The organism is Flavobacterium sp. AC267, from assembly GCF_979258715.1.
This window is the reverse complement of sequence record NZ_OZ409875.1, coordinates 403,800-422,768: the sequence shown is the minus strand read 5'-3', so window position 1 is coordinate 422,768 and position 18,969 is coordinate 403,800. Positions and strand designations below refer to the sequence as shown.

The 18,969-nt window shown below is 33.1% G+C and carries 16 protein-coding genes and 3 pseudogenes; 3 read left to right on the top strand and 16 right to left on the bottom strand.

The window, feature by feature from the left end; translation table 11 throughout:
* Window positions 1-165 precede the first annotated feature (165 nt).
* A complete protein-coding gene (locus ACZZ95_RS02335; protein ID WP_463467868.1) occupies window positions 166-429 on the bottom strand; it encodes a hypothetical protein in 264 nt (87 codons plus the stop codon).
* Window positions 398-2,955, bottom strand: a pseudogene (gene gcvP, locus ACZZ95_RS02330) (aminomethyl-transferring glycine dehydrogenase). Before gcvP ends, ACZZ95_RS02335 begins: the two are co-directional and overlap by 32 nt.
* 270 nt (window positions 2,956-3,225) lie before the next feature.
* On the opposite strand from gcvP, the gene ACZZ95_RS02325 reads away from it, so the two are divergent.
* Entirely contained in the window at window positions 3,226-4,032 is an 807-nt protein-coding gene (locus ACZZ95_RS02325; protein ID WP_463467867.1) for a UbiA prenyltransferase family protein, read from the top strand.
* Between the two features lie 470 nt (window positions 4,033-4,502).
* Here the strand turns inward: ACZZ95_RS02325 and ACZZ95_RS02320 are convergent, their stop codons facing one another.
* From ACZZ95_RS02320 to ACZZ95_RS02290, 7 genes are all read right to left on the bottom strand, one after another.
* Window positions 4,503-4,901: a DUF1090 family protein gene (locus ACZZ95_RS02320; protein WP_463467866.1), complete on the bottom strand. Its 399-nt coding sequence runs from the start codon at window positions 4,899-4,901 to the stop codon at window positions 4,503-4,505.
* A gap of 48 nt (window positions 4,902-4,949) precedes the next feature.
* Window positions 4,950-5,405 (bottom strand): SRPBCC family protein, encoded by a 456-nt coding sequence (locus tag ACZZ95_RS02315; protein ID WP_463467865.1) that lies wholly within the window; start codon window positions 5,403-5,405, stop codon window positions 4,950-4,952.
* Between the two features lie 353 nt (window positions 5,406-5,758).
* Window positions 5,759-6,670 carry a TIGR01777 family oxidoreductase gene (locus ACZZ95_RS02310; protein WP_463467864.1) on the bottom strand — a complete coding sequence of 304 codons (912 nt, stop codon included), beginning with the start codon at window positions 6,668-6,670 and terminating at the stop codon, window positions 5,759-5,761.
* A 102-nt stretch (window positions 6,671-6,772) separates the two neighbouring features.
* Window positions 6,773-7,591 carry a thiol-disulfide oxidoreductase DCC family protein gene (locus tag ACZZ95_RS02305; RefSeq protein WP_463467863.1) on the bottom strand — a complete coding sequence of 273 codons (819 nt, stop codon included), beginning with the start codon at window positions 7,589-7,591 and terminating at the stop codon, window positions 6,773-6,775.
* Between the two features lie 29 nt (window positions 7,592-7,620).
* Window positions 7,621-8,304: a YqjF family protein gene (locus tag ACZZ95_RS02300; protein WP_463467862.1), complete on the bottom strand. Its 684-nt coding sequence runs from the start codon at window positions 8,302-8,304 to the stop codon at window positions 7,621-7,623.
* 51 nt (window positions 8,305-8,355) lie between these two features.
* Entirely contained in the window at window positions 8,356-8,700 is a 345-nt protein-coding gene (locus ACZZ95_RS02295; protein WP_463467861.1) for a hypothetical protein, read from the bottom strand.
* A 55-nt stretch (window positions 8,701-8,755) separates the two neighbouring features.
* A complete protein-coding gene (locus ACZZ95_RS02290) occupies window positions 8,756-9,259 on the bottom strand; it encodes a GbsR/MarR family transcriptional regulator (protein ID WP_463467860.1) in 504 nt (167 codons plus the stop codon).
* 136 nt (window positions 9,260-9,395) lie between these two features.
* Between ACZZ95_RS02290 and ACZZ95_RS02285 the strand changes: the two genes are divergently transcribed.
* Window positions 9,396-10,658: a cation:proton antiporter gene (locus ACZZ95_RS02285; RefSeq protein ID WP_463467859.1), complete on the top strand. Its 1,263-nt coding sequence runs from the start codon at window positions 9,396-9,398 to the stop codon at window positions 10,656-10,658.
* Window positions 10,659-11,416: 758 nt separating this feature from the next.
* Here the strand turns inward: ACZZ95_RS02285 and ACZZ95_RS02280 are convergent.
* On the bottom strand, window positions 11,417-12,076 hold the full coding sequence (locus tag ACZZ95_RS02280; RefSeq protein WP_463467858.1) for a SanA/YdcF family protein: 660 nt from the start codon (window positions 12,074-12,076) through the stop codon (window positions 11,417-11,419).
* 130 nt (window positions 12,077-12,206) lie between these two features.
* Window positions 12,207-14,233 (bottom strand): annotated as a pseudogene (locus ACZZ95_RS02275) (M3 family metallopeptidase).
* A 220-nt stretch (window positions 14,234-14,453) separates the two neighbouring features.
* Here ACZZ95_RS02275 and ACZZ95_RS02270 point away from each other — a divergent pair.
* Window positions 14,454-15,122, top strand: a complete 669-nt coding sequence (locus ACZZ95_RS02270; protein ID WP_463467857.1) for a hypothetical protein — start codon at window positions 14,454-14,456, stop codon at window positions 15,120-15,122.
* Window positions 15,123-15,263: 141 nt separating this feature from the next.
* Here the strand turns inward: ACZZ95_RS02270 and purE are convergent, their stop codons facing one another.
* The 5 genes and pseudogenes from purE to ACZZ95_RS02245 form a co-directional block, all read right to left on the bottom strand.
* The gene (gene purE / locus ACZZ95_RS02265) at window positions 15,264-15,746 is read right to left on the bottom strand and encodes a 5-(carboxyamino)imidazole ribonucleotide mutase (protein WP_463467856.1); all 483 of its coding nucleotides are present in this window, start codon (window positions 15,744-15,746) and stop codon (window positions 15,264-15,266) included.
* Window positions 15,747-15,809: 63 nt separating this feature from the next.
* Window positions 15,810-16,403, bottom strand: coding sequence for a hypothetical protein (locus ACZZ95_RS02260; RefSeq protein ID WP_463467855.1), 594 nt, complete (start codon window positions 16,401-16,403; stop codon window positions 15,810-15,812).
* 3 nt (window positions 16,404-16,406) lie between these two features.
* Window positions 16,407-16,643, bottom strand: coding sequence for a hypothetical protein (locus tag ACZZ95_RS02255; RefSeq protein ID WP_463467854.1), 237 nt, complete (start codon window positions 16,641-16,643; stop codon window positions 16,407-16,409).
* The gene (locus tag ACZZ95_RS02250) at window positions 16,616-17,725 is read right to left on the bottom strand and encodes an AAA family ATPase (protein WP_463467853.1); all 1,110 of its coding nucleotides are present in this window, start codon (window positions 17,723-17,725) and stop codon (window positions 16,616-16,618) included. Before ACZZ95_RS02250 ends, ACZZ95_RS02255 begins: the two co-directional genes overlap by 28 nt.
* A gap of 83 nt (window positions 17,726-17,808) precedes the next feature.
* Window positions 17,809-18,967 (bottom strand): annotated as a pseudogene (locus ACZZ95_RS02245) (5-(carboxyamino)imidazole ribonucleotide synthase).
* Between the last annotated feature and the right edge of the window lie 2 nt (window positions 18,968-18,969).

Genomic DNA, 18,969 nt, shown 5'->3' with positions numbered 1-18,969 from the left:
AAAGTGCGGAAAAAAAGTTTTTTTGTTTCAGGTTTCAGTTTACGGTTGAACTTGAAACTTGAAACCTGAAACAAAAATAAACCAAAAACAAAAAAAAAACAAAACCCGACAAGTTTTTAAAATCTGTCGGGTTTTAGAATTTTATTTTGATAGAAAATTTGTTTGTTAATTTTCCATGTATGCTTCAATAGGAGCACAGTCGCAAACTAAGTTTCTGTCACCATAAGCATCATCTACACGACGAACAGATGGCCAGAATTTATTTTCAGCGATGTATTCTAACGGATAAGTCGCTTTTTCTCTAGTATAAGGGAAAACCCAATTATCAGTAGTTAACATTGCCAATGTGTGCGGTGCATTTTTCAATACATTGTTTTTATCATCAGCTGTTGCGGCTTCAATCTCTTTTTCTGATTGAGATAAGAGCATCACAAAAACGATCTAATTCTGCTAAATCTTCAGATTCAGTTGGTTCGATCATTAAAGTTCCTGCTACAGGGAAAGAAACTGTTGGAGCGTGGAAACCGTAATCCATTAAACGCTTCGCGATATCACCAACTTCAATTCCATTTTCTTTAAATGAACGGCAATCTAAAATCATTTCGTGAGTCGCTCTTCCACATTCTCCTGTATAAAGAATTGGATAGTGTCCTTCGAAACGCGCTTTCATGTAGTTAGCATTTAAAATAGCGTGTTCTGTAGCGCTTTTTAATCCTTCAGCACCCATCATTGTGATGTAGCCGTAAGAAATTAAACATACCAAAGCAGATCCGTAAGGTGCAGATGAAATCGCTGTAATAGCTTGTTCACCGCCTACTTTTAAGATCGGGTTCGTTGGTAAAAACGGAACTAGTTTTTCGTTTACACAAATTGGTCCAACTCCAGGTCCACCTCCTCCGTGAGGAATAGCGAAGGTTTTGTGTAAGTTTAAGTGACAAACGTCAGCACCAATTGTAGCAGGATTTGTTAATCCAACTTGCGCGTTCATGTTTGCACCATCCATATATACTAATCCGCCATTGTAGTGGATTAATTTTGTAATTTCAATAATTGAAGATTCAAAAACTCCGTGAGTAGAAGGATACGTTACCATTAAACAAGATAAGTCATCTTTGTGCTCAATTGCTTTTTCTCTTAAATCTTCTACGTCAATATTTCCTTCTGGAGTTGTTTTAGTGACAATAATTTTCATTCCGGCCATCGCCGCAGAAGCAGGATTTGTTCCGTGAGCAGATGAAGGAATCAAACATACATTACGGTGACCTTCGTTTCTTGACAAATGGTAAGCGCGAATAGCCATTAAGCCTGCATATTCTCCTTGAGCTCCTGAGTTTGGCTGTAATGTTGTTCCAGCAAATCCAGTAATTACATTTAATTGCTCCTCTAATTTTTTAAGCATCGTGATATAACCTTCAGCTTGTTCAACTGGTGCAAAAGGGTGAATGCTGTTCCAGTTTGGCATTGATAAAGGAAGCATTTCTGAAGTCGCGTTTAATTTCATCGTACAAGAACCTAATGAGATCATCGAATGATTCAACGATAAATCTTTACGCTCTAATTTTTTGATGTAACGCATGATCTGACTTTCCGAATGATGATTGTTGAATACATCATGCGTTAAGAAAGACGACGTTCTTTCTAATGAAGCTGGTAATTGACTAGCCTCAGTTAATTCAGAAACAGTAAAAGTTTCTTTTCCTAAAGCTTCAGCAAAAATCGCAATAATTTGATTGATGTCGGCAATTGAAGTTGTTTCGTTGAATGAGATCGAAATGGTATCTGCATCAACATAGAAGAAGTTTACTTCATTTTTCTCCGCAATAGCTTTTACTTTTTGAGCATCTGCTTTTACTAAAATAGTATCAAAGTAAGCCGTATTGGTTTGATAAACTCCTAATTTATTTAAAGCTTCAGCGACAGTAACTGCAGATGCGTGAACTTTGCCTGCAATATATTGTAAACCTTTTGGTCCGTGGTAAACCGCATACATTCCGGCCATAACAGCTAATAAAACCTGAGCCGTACAAATATTTGAAGTTGCTTTTTCACGTTTAATATGCTGTTCACGAGTTCCTAAAGCCATACGTAAAGCGCGATTTCCGTTTACGTCGATAGAAACTCCAATAATACGACCTGGCATAGAGCGTTTGTATTCGTCTTTAGTGGCAAAAAAGCAGCGTGAGGACCACCATAACCCATTGGTACACCAAAACGTTGTGAAGTTCCAACCACTACTGCGGCTCCCATTTCTCCCGGAGAAGTTAAGGCGACTAGAGATAAAATATCTGCGAGCAAAGGCAACTTTAATTTCATTTTCTTTTGCTTTAGCAACAAAATCACTGTAATCGTTTACCTGACCATATTTTCCTGGGTATTGTAAAATAGCTCCAAAAAACTCATTTGAAAAATCAAATGTTTCATGGTTTCCAACAACTAATTCAATTCCAACTGGAGTTGAACGTGTTTGAAGTACCGATAAAGTTTGTGGTAAAATTTCTTCAGAAACGAAGAATTTGTTTGTATTGTTTTTCTTTTGGTCACGTGTACGAACGTCAAACAACAAAGCCATCGCTTCTGTCGCGCAGTTCCTTCGTCAAGTAAAGATGCATTGGCAATTTCCATTCCTGTTAATTCAATAACAGTAGTCTGGAAATTTAAAATCGCTTCTAGACGACCTTGAGCAATTTCTGCCTGGTAAGGTGTGTAAGCTGTATACCATCCTGGATTTTCAAAGATATTTCTTTGAATTGGAGCCGGAACAATAGTTGGATGATAACCCAAACCAATATAAGATTTGAATACTTTATTTTTCTTTCCTAGTTCCTGAATATGATTTGCAAATTCGTATTCCGTCATTGCAGGATCCAAATTCAAAGGCGCTTTTAAACGAATATCGTCCGGAAGGGTTTCATAAACAAGTTGTTCAATAGATTCAACACCAATTGTTTGTAACATGTGTTGAAGATCTGTTTCTCTTGGACCAATGTGTCTTAAAGCAAAAGCATCTGTTTTCATTTGTAGCAGTCTATTTTTTAAAGATCAAAAGTAATTTGCCGAGTGTTTTATACGATTTCACAAGGTTTATTACATTTTATAGTAAATGTGTTGTTTTTTTGTGGCGCAAAATTAAGTATTATTAATAATTTAATGGGTATTTTTAACTTCAATTTTTATCAAATTTCTAACTAAAGAGTTGATTTGTTACCAATTGATTAGATTTGAGGCATGAAACTTCTAAAACAAATAGTTGATTTTTATTTAAACAGCAGTATTCACGTGGCTTTATCGTGTTATGCTTTGGTCCGAATTACATTTTACTTCTTTCATATTCAGTATGATGAGCCAATGGCTTTATTCGTTTTTTTCGGAACAATTGTAGGATATAATTTCGTAAAGTACGATGCTTTAGTTCGCGTTAAGAAAAAACCAATCGGACTGCAGTTGAAAATAATTGCTATTTTGAGTTTCATTTCGTCGCTATTAGTAGGATATTATTTTTTCCATCTCAAGCGAATTACCCAAATCGTCTCTGTTGTAATTTTTGCCATAACGGCACTTTATACTTTACCCTTTTTTCCGAATAGAAAAAACGCCAGAAACTGGGCAGGAGTAAAAATCTATATTGTTTCGCTTTGCTGGGTAGGAGCGACTTTGGTTTTGCCTTACATAAATGCCGAAGTTCCCTTTACAGCCAACTTTTTTATAAAATGCGTACAGCGATTTGTTTTAGTTTTTGTACTGATTTTAGTTTTTGAAATTTTGGATCTGGCGAATGACGATCCGCATTTAAAAACTGTACCGCAAACTATCGGCGTTAAGCGTACAAAGATTTTAGGATTTTCACTTTTGGTTCCGTTTTGGGTTCTAGGTATTTTAAGTTTTACCCTCCACGATCTTATCATCAATTTAATAATGGTCGTGACTTTGATGTTGTTTATTCTTTTTGCCAATACAAACCGCTCCAAATATTATACTTCTTTTTGGGTCGAAAGCGTTCCCATTTTTTGGTGGTTAATGATTGCGTTACTATAGTAAAAGATCTCAAGTTTCTAAATGATTTGGGCGTGCCACCATCTTGATAAAAGGGCAAATTTACTTTGCGCTTATACGCCCTTTTATTAAGATGCTGTCGGGCTATCCGCGCTACTTCGGTAGCATGCTACTATCCCTCACGCAAAACGTAAAATGAGGGAAATTCATTTTTAAAATATATTAGAGTATTGTCAATGCTTTCAAACTGTACACAACGTTTCCCGCGGTTGAAACCGCGCGCTATGTTTGAAATTAGAATTTGAAAAATAAATTTTAATTGAATTTATTTTTGAATTGCCTCCAGCTTTAGCTGGAGGTAAAAGAAATCTTCAATAAGGGCTTTAGCCAAATGACAAAGTTCGGCTAAAGCCAAGAAATAATCTATTATAATTTATCCTACAGCTAAAGCTGGAGGCAATTGAAATTATTTTTTTAATCTGCTCAATCTGTTGAATCTGCGAGAGAAAAAATCATTTCGTTTTCTGTTCCGCCAAAGCTTTATTCAATTCCGCTTTAGCTTCATTTAATTTTTTCCTTTTTTTGTCGATTTTTTCTTGACTTTCTTTGTCTTTAATCGCTTCGTTTAAATCAGCAGTTCTTTCCTTGACTTTTTGTTGTTTTTCTTTTACTTTTTTGTCCAGATCTTTGTTGACTGTTTTGGTGGTGCAGTTTTTCTTGGTTTCTGCAATAGCTTCTTCAATACCTTTTATTTGGTTTTGATTTCCTGCTTTCTTAGCGGCAGTCAATTTGGTATTTAATTCACATAATTTTCTTTCACATCCCTTTAAGGTTGTACAATTGCTTTGAGCAAATCCAACAATAGAAAAGGCGAAAAAGGCTATCGATAAAACTTTAGTTTTTAATTTCATAAGTCTGATTTTAAGTTAGATACTTTTCTTAAAAGTAAGAAATATATTTTAAATCTGTTTTTCTGAGACTTCTTTGAGTACCTTGTTCCTGTCCAAAAGAAATTGATTCAGATGTTTTTTCAGAAATAAAGCATCAAATAATCTTCCGACAATTCCAAATGGAGTTTCATATTGTAATTTGTCTCTCATAATTGTGATTCCATTTTCTTCCTCAAAAAAATGTTCATGTTTGAAAGATTTAAATTTGCCGTGTTCCATTTCATCCACAAAATAGTCATACAAATCCATTTTGGTAATTCGGCTTTTGTGCGTGAGATAAAAACCGAAATGGTTCCCGCGCCAAGTTACTGTTTCGTGTAAATTAATCAAACCAGATGTTACGCCCGCAATTGCTTTTTCATTGGATTCACTTGCAGATTGTTGATGGATATCTATGTTTCTTGATGCATCAAAAACGATTTGTTTTGGTGCGTTTATTTTGGTTGTGAGGTTTATGGTTGTCATGATTGATCAACGTATTTCAAGTCCCAGCGGGACGTCATATTTATAGATTTATAGTTGCTATTGGAATAAAGCCCCATTAGGGGCGAAATGTTTTAGAAGTAATCAGAAAGCAAAGATGTCGCTCCGCTGGAGCTTAAATGAACGACGCATTTTTTATCTTTTCTATAAACATTATACTCCGCTGGAGCTTTAAAAGAATCTTATTTTACATTTTCTTCCTTACTTTTAAAATTTAACTTAAAAAATAATCCGGTAAGAATCGATGAAATGGAATAAGATAAAGCAATGTCAAACCACATGAATCCTCTCATGAGTGAGGAAGTTATAAAAATGCCAATCTGTGTTTTGTGTTTTCATTTGTTTACTAAATTTTTAAATGCATTATCAATATCTCCAAACTTAAACTGAAATCCATTGTCTAAAAGTCGTTTCGGAACTACATTTCTGCTTTTTAAAACCAATTCCGTTTCTGTACGAATGAAGAAAGATCCAATTTCTAACAAAAAAGTACTCATCGGAATTCCGAACGGAAAACCAACTGCTTTTCGGAGTTTCTGCATAAAATCAGTATTACGAACTGGTTGTGGAGAAACGACATTTATAACTCCAGAAATTTCCTTTTGAAGAATAAAATCAACAGAATTCGCAAAATCTTCTTCGTGAATCCAGCTTATGAATTGATTTCCGTTACCTTGTTTTCCTCCAAAACCAATTTTCGCCAAAGTCTTTAGCGGAATAAAAGCACCTCCATCTTTACCTAAAACGATAGAAGTTCGCAAAGCAGTTTTTAGAGTATTTGGCGTTTCAGTTTTAAAGAACGCTTTTTCCCAAGACAAAGCGACGTTTATAGAAAAATCATTTCCAACTTCGCCATCCGTTTCATCCATTTGTTTATCCAAAGAAAAACGATAAATAGTTGAAGTTGATGAATTCAACCAATGTTTCGGTGGATTTTGACAATTCAAAACGGCTTTGTTTAAAATCTTCGTGCTTTCAATTCGAGATAAAAGAATCTCTTTTTTATTTTCCTTTGTATAACGGCAATCAACAGATTTTCCGGCAAGATTAATTAAAACGGTGGCGTTTTCTAATTCTTTTTCCCAGCCAGAAAAACTTCTGGCGTTCCAGTTTACATATTTGATTCCGTCAATTGTCTGAGATTTTCCACGGGTCAGAATTACAATTTCGTCAAATTTATCTTTGAAATGTTGGATTAAAACCTGTCCTAAAAATCCTGTTCCGGTCGCGATGATGAGTTTTTTCATGATGTTGATTTTTTTGCCACGAATTGCACAAATTTCCGCTAATTTTTTCCGTCAGGATTGTAAAATCTCATTCGTGAAAATTCGTGTAATTAGTGGCAAATCTTAATTTAAAATAAATAGCAAAGCAATAATTCGATACAGAATCCAGGTGTAAGATAGATAAAAAGGAAGTTTTAAAATTTTTACTCTTCTAAAATGTTCCAAAAACATAATCAAAACCGTAACTGCAAACCAGCCTAAAATGATCATTTGAGGAAGCTGGAAAAACTGACCTAAAATTAAAATTGGGATCAAAATTAAACTTCCCATTAAAGAAACTGTCATTACATTTCCAGCATAATTGATAATCGTTTGTTTATCGAACTTCAAAAGAAATAAACTTTGAAAAATAATTTGGCCAAACGCTAAAATCACTTCTCTTAAAATAGTAGATTTAGGTAAATTCGGAATCAAATCAGCATATTTAAATAAAATAAAACTGGTCAGCGTTAATGCAAATCCGAGAAAAAGAAATCTATATTTATAATTAAAATCAGGAGTGCATTGCAGTTTGTTTTCTTCTTTTACAACTCCTGGGATAATTACTTTTCTATTGTATGAAACAAAAGAATACATTTTTTTCAGGATGAAATGAATTGGCTTTAGAGTTGCAGTTTTTTCAATTAAAGGAAAAGAAAATCCAATCACTTTTATCAAACTATCAATTCCGTAAGTAACCGTTTTTGACGTGTTATCAATTAACGCAATTTCATTTGGAGCGCGTTTTAAGTCTACAAAACTTTGTTCTTCAGCAGATAATTGGCAATAAGATTTTCTTCCGTTTTCGTCAAGCATACCGCTTTTTACAAAACCGGTTGTATATAAATTGCAAAGCGGACAATCTTCATCATAAAGTAAGGTTTGGTTTTCTAACGTTTTCATGATTTTTGGTTTTAAGGATAATAATTTGATTAGTACATTTCTTCTAAAACAGGAATTGATTGTAATTTTCTTTTATTTTTAACCGTAATTTTTGAGCCTTTTGCTAAGAATACAGAAATTGGTTTTGCATCTTGCAGAAATCCAAAATCGGTTCCGTACGTTTTTTCGAAATCAATTTCAATGTTATGATTTAAAACTTCCAATTGTTCCCATCTCGGATGCGTTACTTCATATTCAAAAGTCATTTCGTCGTCGATTTTTGTGTATCCAAAATAATGTTCTGTAATAAACTCAGCTTCAGAATCGACCTTAATTTCTGTTAGAGTATTTTTGGTTTCTAATTGAATCGTGTTCCATTTTTTGTCATTCTTCCATTGATAAATAAAAGTATTGGTGTTTTCATTCTCAATGATTTCATGTCTCATTTTTTGTGTTTCATAATGTTCCTGATACAACGTATTCGCAATAAATGTGATCGCTTTTTTAGGAACAATTTCTTTAATAAAAACTACACCGCGCCTCCATTCTCCGTTTTCAAAACGTTTTACATAGAATCTCAAATTTACCTCTTCAAAATCTACATGAAACGGAACTTTCAATCCTAAAACTTTGGTGTTTTTAAACATAAATCCCGCCAAACTCACATAACATTTGTTGTTCCAAATATCGATTTCAGTTCCTGCAGGAAGATATTTTTCTAAAATTGCAAGCATCAACTTCATAATTGAAAAGTGCTAAATTTTTCCATTCTGCTTTTAAGAAGTTCATTTGTGGGCTTTTTTATAGATTACTATTGAAAGATAAATAGCTAGTATTGTGGGAATAGCGAATACAAAAGAAGTTTTGAGACTGAGGGGTAAAATGGGATTGATGTACACCATCACGAAATATAAAATCACTCCAAGTATATAATATTGAATGCTTTTGTCACGAGGATTATCGATTAACATACACCCGCCAATAGTAATTTGAAAGAGACCAGTTAAAATACTGAATAATAAGCCATAACCGAATAGTTCGCCAAAATTCTCATCGTTTATATAGCCAATAGGAATTAAAATGGCAGGAATACCAACAAAGAAATAATTTAATAAATTAATGTTTCTCATAGTTATTGATTGTTTTAAACTTTCAGAAAAAAATGAAAGTTTTAATTAAATTTTTTTACTTCATGATTTTTAAGACAAGCTTAGCAAGCCAGTTGTCGTTAAATTCAGTCATTTTGTCCAACATATTATCTGCTTTTAAAACAAAATCATACAGTTTAGTAGTTTGATCTACAAAGTGTTTTTCCTCAGCCGAATCTTTTGCTTCGATTGTCGAAACTTCTTTTAAGATTTTAAGGGCAGGTTTAATTTCTCTTTTGCTTCTTTCTCTTGAAATTTTAACTGCTAATTCGTCTAAATCTTTTTCAGCAGTAAAAAACTCTTTTCTTTCTCCAGCTTTGTATTCTTTATAAACAATTCCCCAATCCATTAAAGCTCTTAGGTTCATGCTGGCGTTTCCGCGTGAGATTTGCAATTCGTCCATAATGTCTTCCATCGAAACAGCTTCGTTTGAGACCATTAATAAAGCGTGGATTTGTGCCATCGTTTTATTAATTCCCCACTGAGAACCTAATGCTCCCCAGGTTTGTACAAACTTATTTTTTGCTTCTTTGAATTCCATGGATCAAATGTAAGCAAAAGTTTTTAAACTTTCAAAAGTAATTGAAAGATATTTAACGAATTATAAAGTTATGTTAATTCAGGTCTTGAATTTTTGATTAACTAATGAGAAGGATATTTTTGTAAAAATCACATTTATGGAATTATACTACACCTTTTCAGTACTTATCGTACTGGCTTCTTTCTTCGCCTATTTAAATTTAAGATTTTTAAAACTCCCAGGAACTATTGGGATTATGATTATTGCCATGCTGGTTTCAGTAGGAATTCGTCTTTTAGGAGATTCTTATTTCCCTGCAACCACAAAACACTTTTTTGATTTAATAAAAGAATTCGACTTCAACGAAATCCTGATGGGAGCAATGTTGAATTTTCTTTTGTTCGCAGGTGCACTGCACGTGAACATGTCTGATCTTAAAGAACAAAAAGTTCCCATTATGATTTATTCTACGGTCAGCGTAGTATTGTCAGCATTAATAATTTCGGTACTGCTTTTTTATATCGCGCCTTTTTTCGGTATAAAAATTCCTTATATATTTTGTTTGGTTTTTGGAACGTTAATTTCTCCAACCGATCCAATTGTGGTGTTGGGGGTTCTAAAACAAGCTAGAGTTCCTAAAAGAATAGAAACTAAAATTGTTGGTGAATCCTTATTTAATGATGGAGTAGCGGTAGTAATGTTTGCCGTTGTTTTAAAAATGGCAACTGACCCAACGTTTGACATGAGTTTTGGTTCTATCGCCTGGCTGTTTGCAAAAGAAGGAATCGGCGGACTTTTACTAGGGGCTTTTCTTGGATTTACGGCATCAAGAGTAATGAAGAAAATCGATGATTATAAAGTTTCTGTTTTAATCACGCTTTCTATCGTTATGGGAGGATTTTTGATTGCCCAAAGTTTGCACGTTTCTAGTCCGCTGGCAATGGTTGTTGCGGGATTGATCATTGGGAATTATGGTAAAAAAGTGGCAATGAGCGAAGTGACTCAGGATTATTTAGGTAAATTCTGGGAACTTATTGATGAAATTCTAAATGCTATTTTATTCCTCTTTATTGGTTTCGAATTATTGTTACTGCCAGATTTAAATAAACAATTAGTAACAGGTTTTGTGGCTATTTTTATAGTGCTTTTTGCGAGAATTTTTTCTATCGTTTTACCTTGGAAATTCTTTGATATCTTTAAGTTCTTCGGAATCAAATCTGCCTACAATAAAGGTTCTTTGATGGTATTGGTTTGGGGAGGAATTCGCGGTGGGGTTTCTATCGCTTTGGTACTTTCTATGCCAGAAGGCGAATATAAAAACCTGCTTTTGGAGGTAACTTATATTGTGGTGCTATTTTCAATTGTGGTGCAAGGACTTACTGTTGGAAAATTAGCGAAAAAGGTTTTGGAGAAAGAGTAGAGAAAATAGAATCAAGAGAATAGAATTAAGATTTTTGATTTTTAAATTATTTAATTTTCAACAACTCCCATAGGGGCGAAATATTATAGATAAAATTTGTTGATTTATGTAAAATAGCCCCATCGGGGAAAATATATCGCTCCGATGGAGCTTTCGTTTAAAATCCTAATATTTTCTTTCTATAAATATTTTGCTCCGCTGGAGCTCTTAATAACTTTTTAAATTATTTAATTTTCAACAAGTCCCATAGGGGCGAAATATTTATAGATAAAATTTGTTGATTTATGTAAAACAGCCCCATCGGGTGAAATATGTCTCTCTGATGGAGCTTTCGTTTAAAATCCTAATAATTTTCTTCTATAATATTTTGCTCCGCTGGAGCTCTTAATAACTTTTTTAAATTATTTAATTTTCAACAAGTCCCATAGGGACGAAATATTTATAGATAAAATTTGTTGATTTATGTAAAACAGCCCCATCGGGGTGAAATATGTCTCTCTGATGGAGCTTTCGTTTAAAATCCTAATAATTTTCTTCTATAATATTTTGCTCCGCTGGAGCTCTTAATAACTTTTTTAAATTATTTAATTTTCAACAAGTCCCATAGGGACGAAATATTTATAGATAAAATTTGTTGATTTACGTAAAATAGCCCCATCGGGGTGAAATATATCGCTCTGATAGAGCTTTCGTTTAAAATCCTAATATTTATCTTTCTATAAATATTTTGCTCCGCTGGAGCTCTTAATAACTTTCTTTTATCGTTTATCTTCCTTTGAATAATTTGATGGACCATTTACATCAATTGTATTTCCTAATAATCGAGGTTCTCTATTTCTTAAAACATCAAAAAAGGATTTGAAAACAGATCCATATTCTCTAAAACGAACATAATTATAGCCCAAATAATTTCCTCTATTAGCAGAGTATCCAGCCGATTTAATTCCGAGTTTCTGTCCAATATAGATGGCTCGGTTTAGATGATATTCCTGAGTTATTAAAGTGGCTTTTTTAATCTTGAAAATATGTTTCGCGCGATACATCGTCGAATAAGTATCAAAACCTGCATAGTCAATAAATATCTTCGTGGTATCGACTCCGTGAGTGTAACAATAATTTTTCATAACTGTTAATTCATCATATTCTTCTCGGCCGTTATCGCCAGAAAGTAGAATTTTATTGATTCGTTTTGCTTTCCAAAGTAAAATCCCTGCATCCAAACGATCTTTTAAATATTTGCTTGGCTGGTTTCCATTAATTCCCGCACCAAATATAATTCCCACATCGTTTTTTGGAAATTTTTTAAGTGAATGGTGAATGTATTTCTTGGTCGAAGATTTCACATAATAATTTACGGAAACAATGGCAACTAATCCAATAATTGCTAGGTAAAGGAAGATTTTTAAATATTTTTTCAAAGTTGTTTTTTGTAAGATTAGATTTAAAATACGAAGATAGCCAATTTTATTTTCAGACAAAATCAAATTAAAAATCCGAAGTATTTCTACTTCGGATATAATCTAAAATCTAAGATCTGAAATCTTAAAATTATAACAATCCTGCTCTCTTCAATAAAGCTTCCGGTTTTGGTTCTTGACCTCTAAAACGTTTGTATAAAGTCATTGGGTGTTCTGTTCCTCCTTTAGAAAGAACATTGTCTTTGAATTTCTTTGCCACTTCTTCATTGAAAATACCGTTTTCCTGAAAATATTCAAAAGCATCAGCATCCAAAACTTCTGCCCATTTGTAGCTGTAATATCCAGAAGAATAACCGCCTTGGAAAATATGAGAAAAGGCAGTACTCATCGCATTTTCTTTTACATCAGGATACAATTGTGTATTCGCAAATTGTTCTGTTTCGAAAGTTTTTAAATCTGTAATTGAAGTTGGATCTTGTCCGTGCCAAGCCATGTCTAAAAGTCCAAAACTTAATTGACGTAAAGTTGCTAAACCTTCTTGGAAACTCGCACTTTCTTTAATTTTCTGAACATATTCAATCGGAATAATTTCTCCGGTTTCATAATGATTGGCGAACAAAGCCAAAGCTTCTGGTTCGTAACACCAGTTTTCCATAATCTGGCTTGGTAATTCTACAAAATCCCAGTAAACAGAAGTTCCAGATAAACTTGGATAAACTGTATCAGCGAGCATTCCGTGCGACCCGTGACCAAATTCGTGGAATAAAGTGGTCACTTCATTAAAAGTCAATAATGAAGGTTTTGTTTCGGTTGGTTTTGTAAAGTTACAAACGTTCGAAATGTGCGGTCTTTCGTTTACGCCGTCTTTTACATATTGCGATTTAAACGAAGTCATCCAAGCGCCGTTTCTTTTTCCTTTTCTTGGGAAGAAATCCGCATAGAAAATAGAAACCAAATTGTTTTCAGCATCACGAACTTCATAAGTGGTAACTTCTTCGTGGTATTTATCAATGTCAAAAACCTCAGTAAAAGTTAAACCGTATAATTTTTTGGCAACCGTAAAGGCGCCGTCTAAAACTTTTTCTAATTGAAAATAAGGTTTCAGTTTTTCATCATCTAAATTAAAAAGCTGTTGTTTTAATTTTTCAGAATAATAAGCGCCGTCCCATTTTTCTAATTGCTCGATTCCGTCCAGCTCTTTCGCGAAAGCAGTTAATTCTGCAAATTCTTTTGAGTCGCCGGTTTTGCTTTTGCTAATAAATCATTTAAGAAAGAGAAAACTCTCTCAGGACTTTCGGCCATTCTTTCTTCCAAAACAAAATGTGCGTGAGTTTTGTAACCTAATAAATTAGCTCTTTCAAAACGTAATTTTGCAATTTTTAAGACATTTTCCTGATTATCGAATTCGTTATTCTGAAAAGCTTTTGCACCAAAAGCAATCGCCATTTTTTTACGCAGTTCGCGATTATCCGCATAAGTCAAAAACGGAACATAACTTGGATGATCTAAAGTGAAAATCCAGCCTTCTTTTTCTTGATTTTTGGCTAATAATCTTGCGGCTTCAATTGTGCCTTCAGGTAAACCAGATAGATCTTTTTCATCTGTTAAATGCAATTCAAAAGCATTGGTTTCTGCTAAAACATTTTCACCAAACTGTAAACTCAATTTCGATAATTCTTTGTCAATTTCTCTTAATTGATTTTTCTTGTCTTCTGGCAGATTCGCTCCGTTTCTAGAAAAGCTTTTGTATTTTTTATCTAATAAAGTCGTTTGTTCTGCGTTGAGGTTGAAACTTTCTTTTTGATCGTAAACGGCTTTTACTTTTGCAAATAAAGCGACATTTAGACGAATGTCATTTCCAAATTCTGAAAGTAAAGGCGAAACTTCCTGCGCGATTTTCTGCATTTCGTCATTCGTTTCAGCCGAATTCAAATTGAAGAAAATACTCGAAAGACGATCTAAAATATCACCCGAAAAATCCATTGCCACGATTGTGTTTTCAAAAGTCGGCGCTTCTGGATTGTTTACGATGGCATCGATTTCAGCTTTAGCCAAAACAATTCCTTCTTGAAAAGCAGGAACGTAATCTTCGATTTTAATTTGAGAAAAAGGTGCAGTATTATGTTTCGTTATAAATTTTGAAAGTAAAACACTCATTATGATATACTATTTTTTATTAATTGAAGTCAAATTTTTGAATTCCAAAGATAACAATTTATAAAAATCTAATTCGCTATAAAGAATTCATTCTGGACATAAAACTCTCTTAAATTGTGTTATAGATATGTTATTTATTGCCGAAGGCGGTTTTAAAAGCGTAAATTGAGAAAAAGGTTAGAATTATAAAATACTAATCGTAATTATAAAAATTAAAACTATGAATTATCAAGTTGTAATTAAGAATATAGATACAGTAAATGAAGTGGAAGGATATTGGTCTGATAAAGATTTTATTCAGTTATTAGGTAAATTCAATTATCCCGATGGAGCGACGGCAGAAAAAAGCAGTCTGCCGGAATTACTAGAAATGGCGATTTCTGATTATGAACCTAATGAAGCAGCACAGATTGTTTTAGAATATAAATTAGGAGATCAATTGAGCGAAGGACAAATTGAGCAGATTTCGAACAATATGTTAATTGATAAAGTTTGCGAGGAATATCCAGAAATACACATGCAGGGAACTTTATTTCATGTCAATCAATTGCTTTTTAAAGCGTATAATGGGAAATTTCCAAATGCAAAAGCTTCTGTTGTTCACTTTTCAATGACACCAACCGATGGCGAAACACAAAAGTTAACAGCTGAAAATGTGCTGAAATTATTGAACAATGGATTATCAGACAGAAATCTGATTAAAAGATTATTCGAAAATCAAATTTCTCAAAATATCCCTTTTCCAGAAGCTGAAGGTATTGTTTGGGAGTTGAATACTCAAGATGATCTAAACTACAGTTTAGTTACCTCAGAGAATTGGATCAATAAAGAAGATATTACAGAATACGAATTTGAATCTGTTTTGGAGGAAGTAGAGGATGTCGCTTAGTTTCAGAGAGATAAATTATTAAAAAGATAAAGGCTTCACGTAATGTGAAGCCTTTATCTTTTATCCTGCAAGGTTTCCAAAACCTTGCAGGAATTGAGAAGTGCTCAGTTTACATTGAAAACTGTTACTGAAAACTGAAAACTATTTCAATCCTTCAGCCGCTTTATTAACTGCGACTTTCAATTCTTCTTTATAAGAAATAATCGTATCAAGTACTTTTTTATCGTGACTTCCGATGATTTGCGCCGCTAAAATTCCAGCATTTTTTGCGCCGTTCAAAGCTACCGTTGCAACAGGAACACCGCCCGGCATTTGCAGAATCGATAAAACAGAATCCCATCCATCAATCGAATTACTTGATTTTACAGGAACTCCAATTACAGGAAGCGGTGACATTGAAGCTACCATTCCCGGTAAATGTGCGACGCCTCCAGCTCCAGCGATAATTACGGAAATACCGCGAGTGTGTGCATTTTTACTAAAGTCGAATAATTTTTCCGGCGTTCTGTGAGCCGAAACGATATCTACTTCAACTTCAATATTAAATTGTTTTAATATGTCGATGGCATCCTGCATAACTGGCATGTCTGAGATGCTTCCCATTATAATGGCTACTTTACTCATTTTTTGTTTTTTGTTTATTTTGTTTCAAAGTTTTAGTTAGGACTTGAAACTAAGACTGATTTTTTATTTTAGTTCTGGAATCATGTTCCAAATATCTATTTTGAATTCTTCTTGAATTGCTCTTAAATAACAGATTGAATTAATTTCATTATCAATTTTGTCCTGAAAATATTTTTTTATGTCTATATCAGTCTGAAGCTTTCTGTCATTTATAGATTCTCTTCTTCTCTTTATATAATTTTTTCTGTCTTCAACTCTTTTTTGATTATTTAAGTCTAAAAGAATTATAAGATTATTTGCTTCATTATCATTAGGTTTTGCAAAATATTCACCTTCATCATAGATAATTCTACTTTCAAAATCTTCCGCATAAGGCATTAATATTGGTTCTATCCAATTATTAGTTTTTCTCTGATTTGGAAGATGTTTGACTTTATACCAGTTATAATAATTATCTTCTAGCTGGTCTTTTAAATTTGGATTAAAATGCTCGGTGTCATTTGCATCATCAAATCCGATGTAATGTTCTGTATAAGCACAAAATCCTTTTTGTTCTTTTAAAAGAAGTAAACCTAACTTAGAATTATCGCCCTTAGATTTATAAATGATTTTGTCAGAAATAATTAAAGAAAGCGGAGATTTTAAAACTCTTTTCATTCATTAAAAATTATATTTATCTCCAATAGATTCAATTTCATTTTGAAGTTTTTGTTTTACTTCTTCATTTTCTTCAAACAGCAATTGTCTTCTTTTCTCAAGATATTCATTATATACTTTTTTGCCATATTTATTTATATAATCAATCCCAAAATCATTATAAAGCATATCATTTGGATCATCACCAATTGGAGAAGTTCCTCTACGAACCGCTACTTTTCCCTCTGTATCAAAATACAAAATAAAACGCTCTTCTGGTTCAAACGAAGCGGCAATAAAAGGGAATGTGTAGCGACAATAAATTGTGATTCTGGAGCAAGTTTTTTATAATAATCCATTACTTCCATCTGAATATTTGGATATAATGACCGTTCAGGTTCATCTATTAAAATTAGTGAACCTGTAGTTTCTAATGAATATAAGGGTAAAGATGTCAATAGAAGTTGTTTTGTTCCAGTACTTGTTTCTTGAAACGGAATAATTTCCTCTCTTCCTTTGTTTTTTATTGGTACAGAATATTCGGTGTTTACAAGATCAACTTCTAAATTTAAATGTTCTAAAATATAATTAAACTCCTTCGTAAACGACTCTAATCTGTTTGGATTGTCCTTTTGCCATTTGTTAAATTCTGAACTCAATTTATTTACATCATTAATAAAACCCTTATGGATTAATTCAGACATTTTTTGAGTAAAGTTTTTTCGATAATTTAGATAATCTACTAACAGATGAAGCCAAATTTTCGTATCCACATTATCATTAAATAATAAACCATAATTTTCTTCCATTAAAAAACGGTTACCTCTCTCCTGAAATTCCTGTTTAATAACTTGAAGTTCGTTACTATGTTTTTCTATTAATTCGATTGGATTAGTTGAAAGAAAATTTATGTTTTGATCGGATACTAAATTTGCTTTAAAGTAAAAAACATCTTTTTTATCTTGTTTTGGAATTAAACTAATTACTTGTCCACCTCCGCTATTAAAATCATTTCGATAGATGCGGTTTTTGAACCAAACTTTATTGTTTTTTAAATGAAAAACATCATTTTCTATTAAGAAAGTAACTTCACTTTTATTTAGGTTATTTTTTAATCTGAATATTTGACCGTTTATGAGTTCTAAATTTAAAAGATTAATAGAATGATCATAAATCAATTGTAACAATCCAGTTTTACCAGTAGCACTTTGCCCAATAAAACATATTTTGTCTAAAGGTTTTCCTCTTTTTTCTTCAATATGGAAATCTTTAGGATAAGTGAAATCAAAATCTAAATTCTCTAAATGCCTAAACTGATCGATATGTAATTTTGAAATTTTCATTTATTGAATTTTTACAAAGCTAATTAAAAAATAATTGCATTTTAGACTAAAAACTGCGACTGCGACTAAAATCTGATCACTAATTACTGCTCACTGATCACCTTAATAGTGTTCTTAACCTTCTCCGCAATTCGTCTTGCTTCAACCATGTTTTCATTTACGATTGTAACATGCCCCATTTTTCTGAACGGACGCGTTTGTTTTTTACCATAAATATGTGGTGTAACGCCGTCCCATCCTAAAATAGTTTCGATGTTTTCATAAACTACATCTCCAGAAAAGCCTTCGGCACCAACTAAGTTTACCATAACTCCGGCAACTTTACTTTCGGTATTTCCTAAAGGAAGATCTAGAATCGCACGTAAATGATTTTCGAATTGTGAAGTATAACTTGCTTCTATTGAATAATGTCCAGAATTGTGTGGACGAGGCGCTACTTCGTTTACTAAAATTTCATCTTCTTGAGTTTGAAACATTTCAACAGCCAAAAGTCCAACGTGATTGAATTTTTCCGAAACATTTAAAGCAATCGCTCTCGCTTTTTCGGCCACTTTTTCATCAATTCTTGCAGGGCAGATTACATACTCTACTTGATTGGCTTCTGGATGAAATTCCATTTCTACAACTGGATACGTTTTTATTTCTCCAGATGGATTTCTTACCACAATAACCGCCAATTCATTTTTAAACGGAACCATTGTTTCTGCAATACATTCTACATTTGGTAAATCGTCCATGTCAGAAATTTGACGAATTACTTTTACGCCATTTCCGTCGTAACCAAATTCGGTGCATTTCCATACAAACGGAATTGTGATTTCATTATTTCCAACGGATTTTTGCAAATGTGACGGACTTTCAAATCGTAAATACGCGGCCGGTCGGAATATTGCTTTCCGTATAAAAATCTTTTTGAGTTCCTTTATTTTGAATTCCTTTTAAAGTTTTTGGAGATGGATAAACTTTTACGCCTTCATTTTCTAACTGCGTTAAAGCTTCAAGGTTAACCAATTCAATTTCAAAAGTAAGAACATCGACTTGTTTTCCAAAATTGTAAACGGTTTCATAATCCATTAAATCACCTTGGAAGAATTTATTGCAGGCAATTTTACTCGGCGCTTCGTCACTAGGATCTAAAACATAAGTTTGTATGTCAAATTTTCTGGTGTCAGACAAAAGCATTTTACCCAATTGTCCGTCGCCTAATATTCCTAATTTAAAATCAGAAGAAAAATAATTCATTG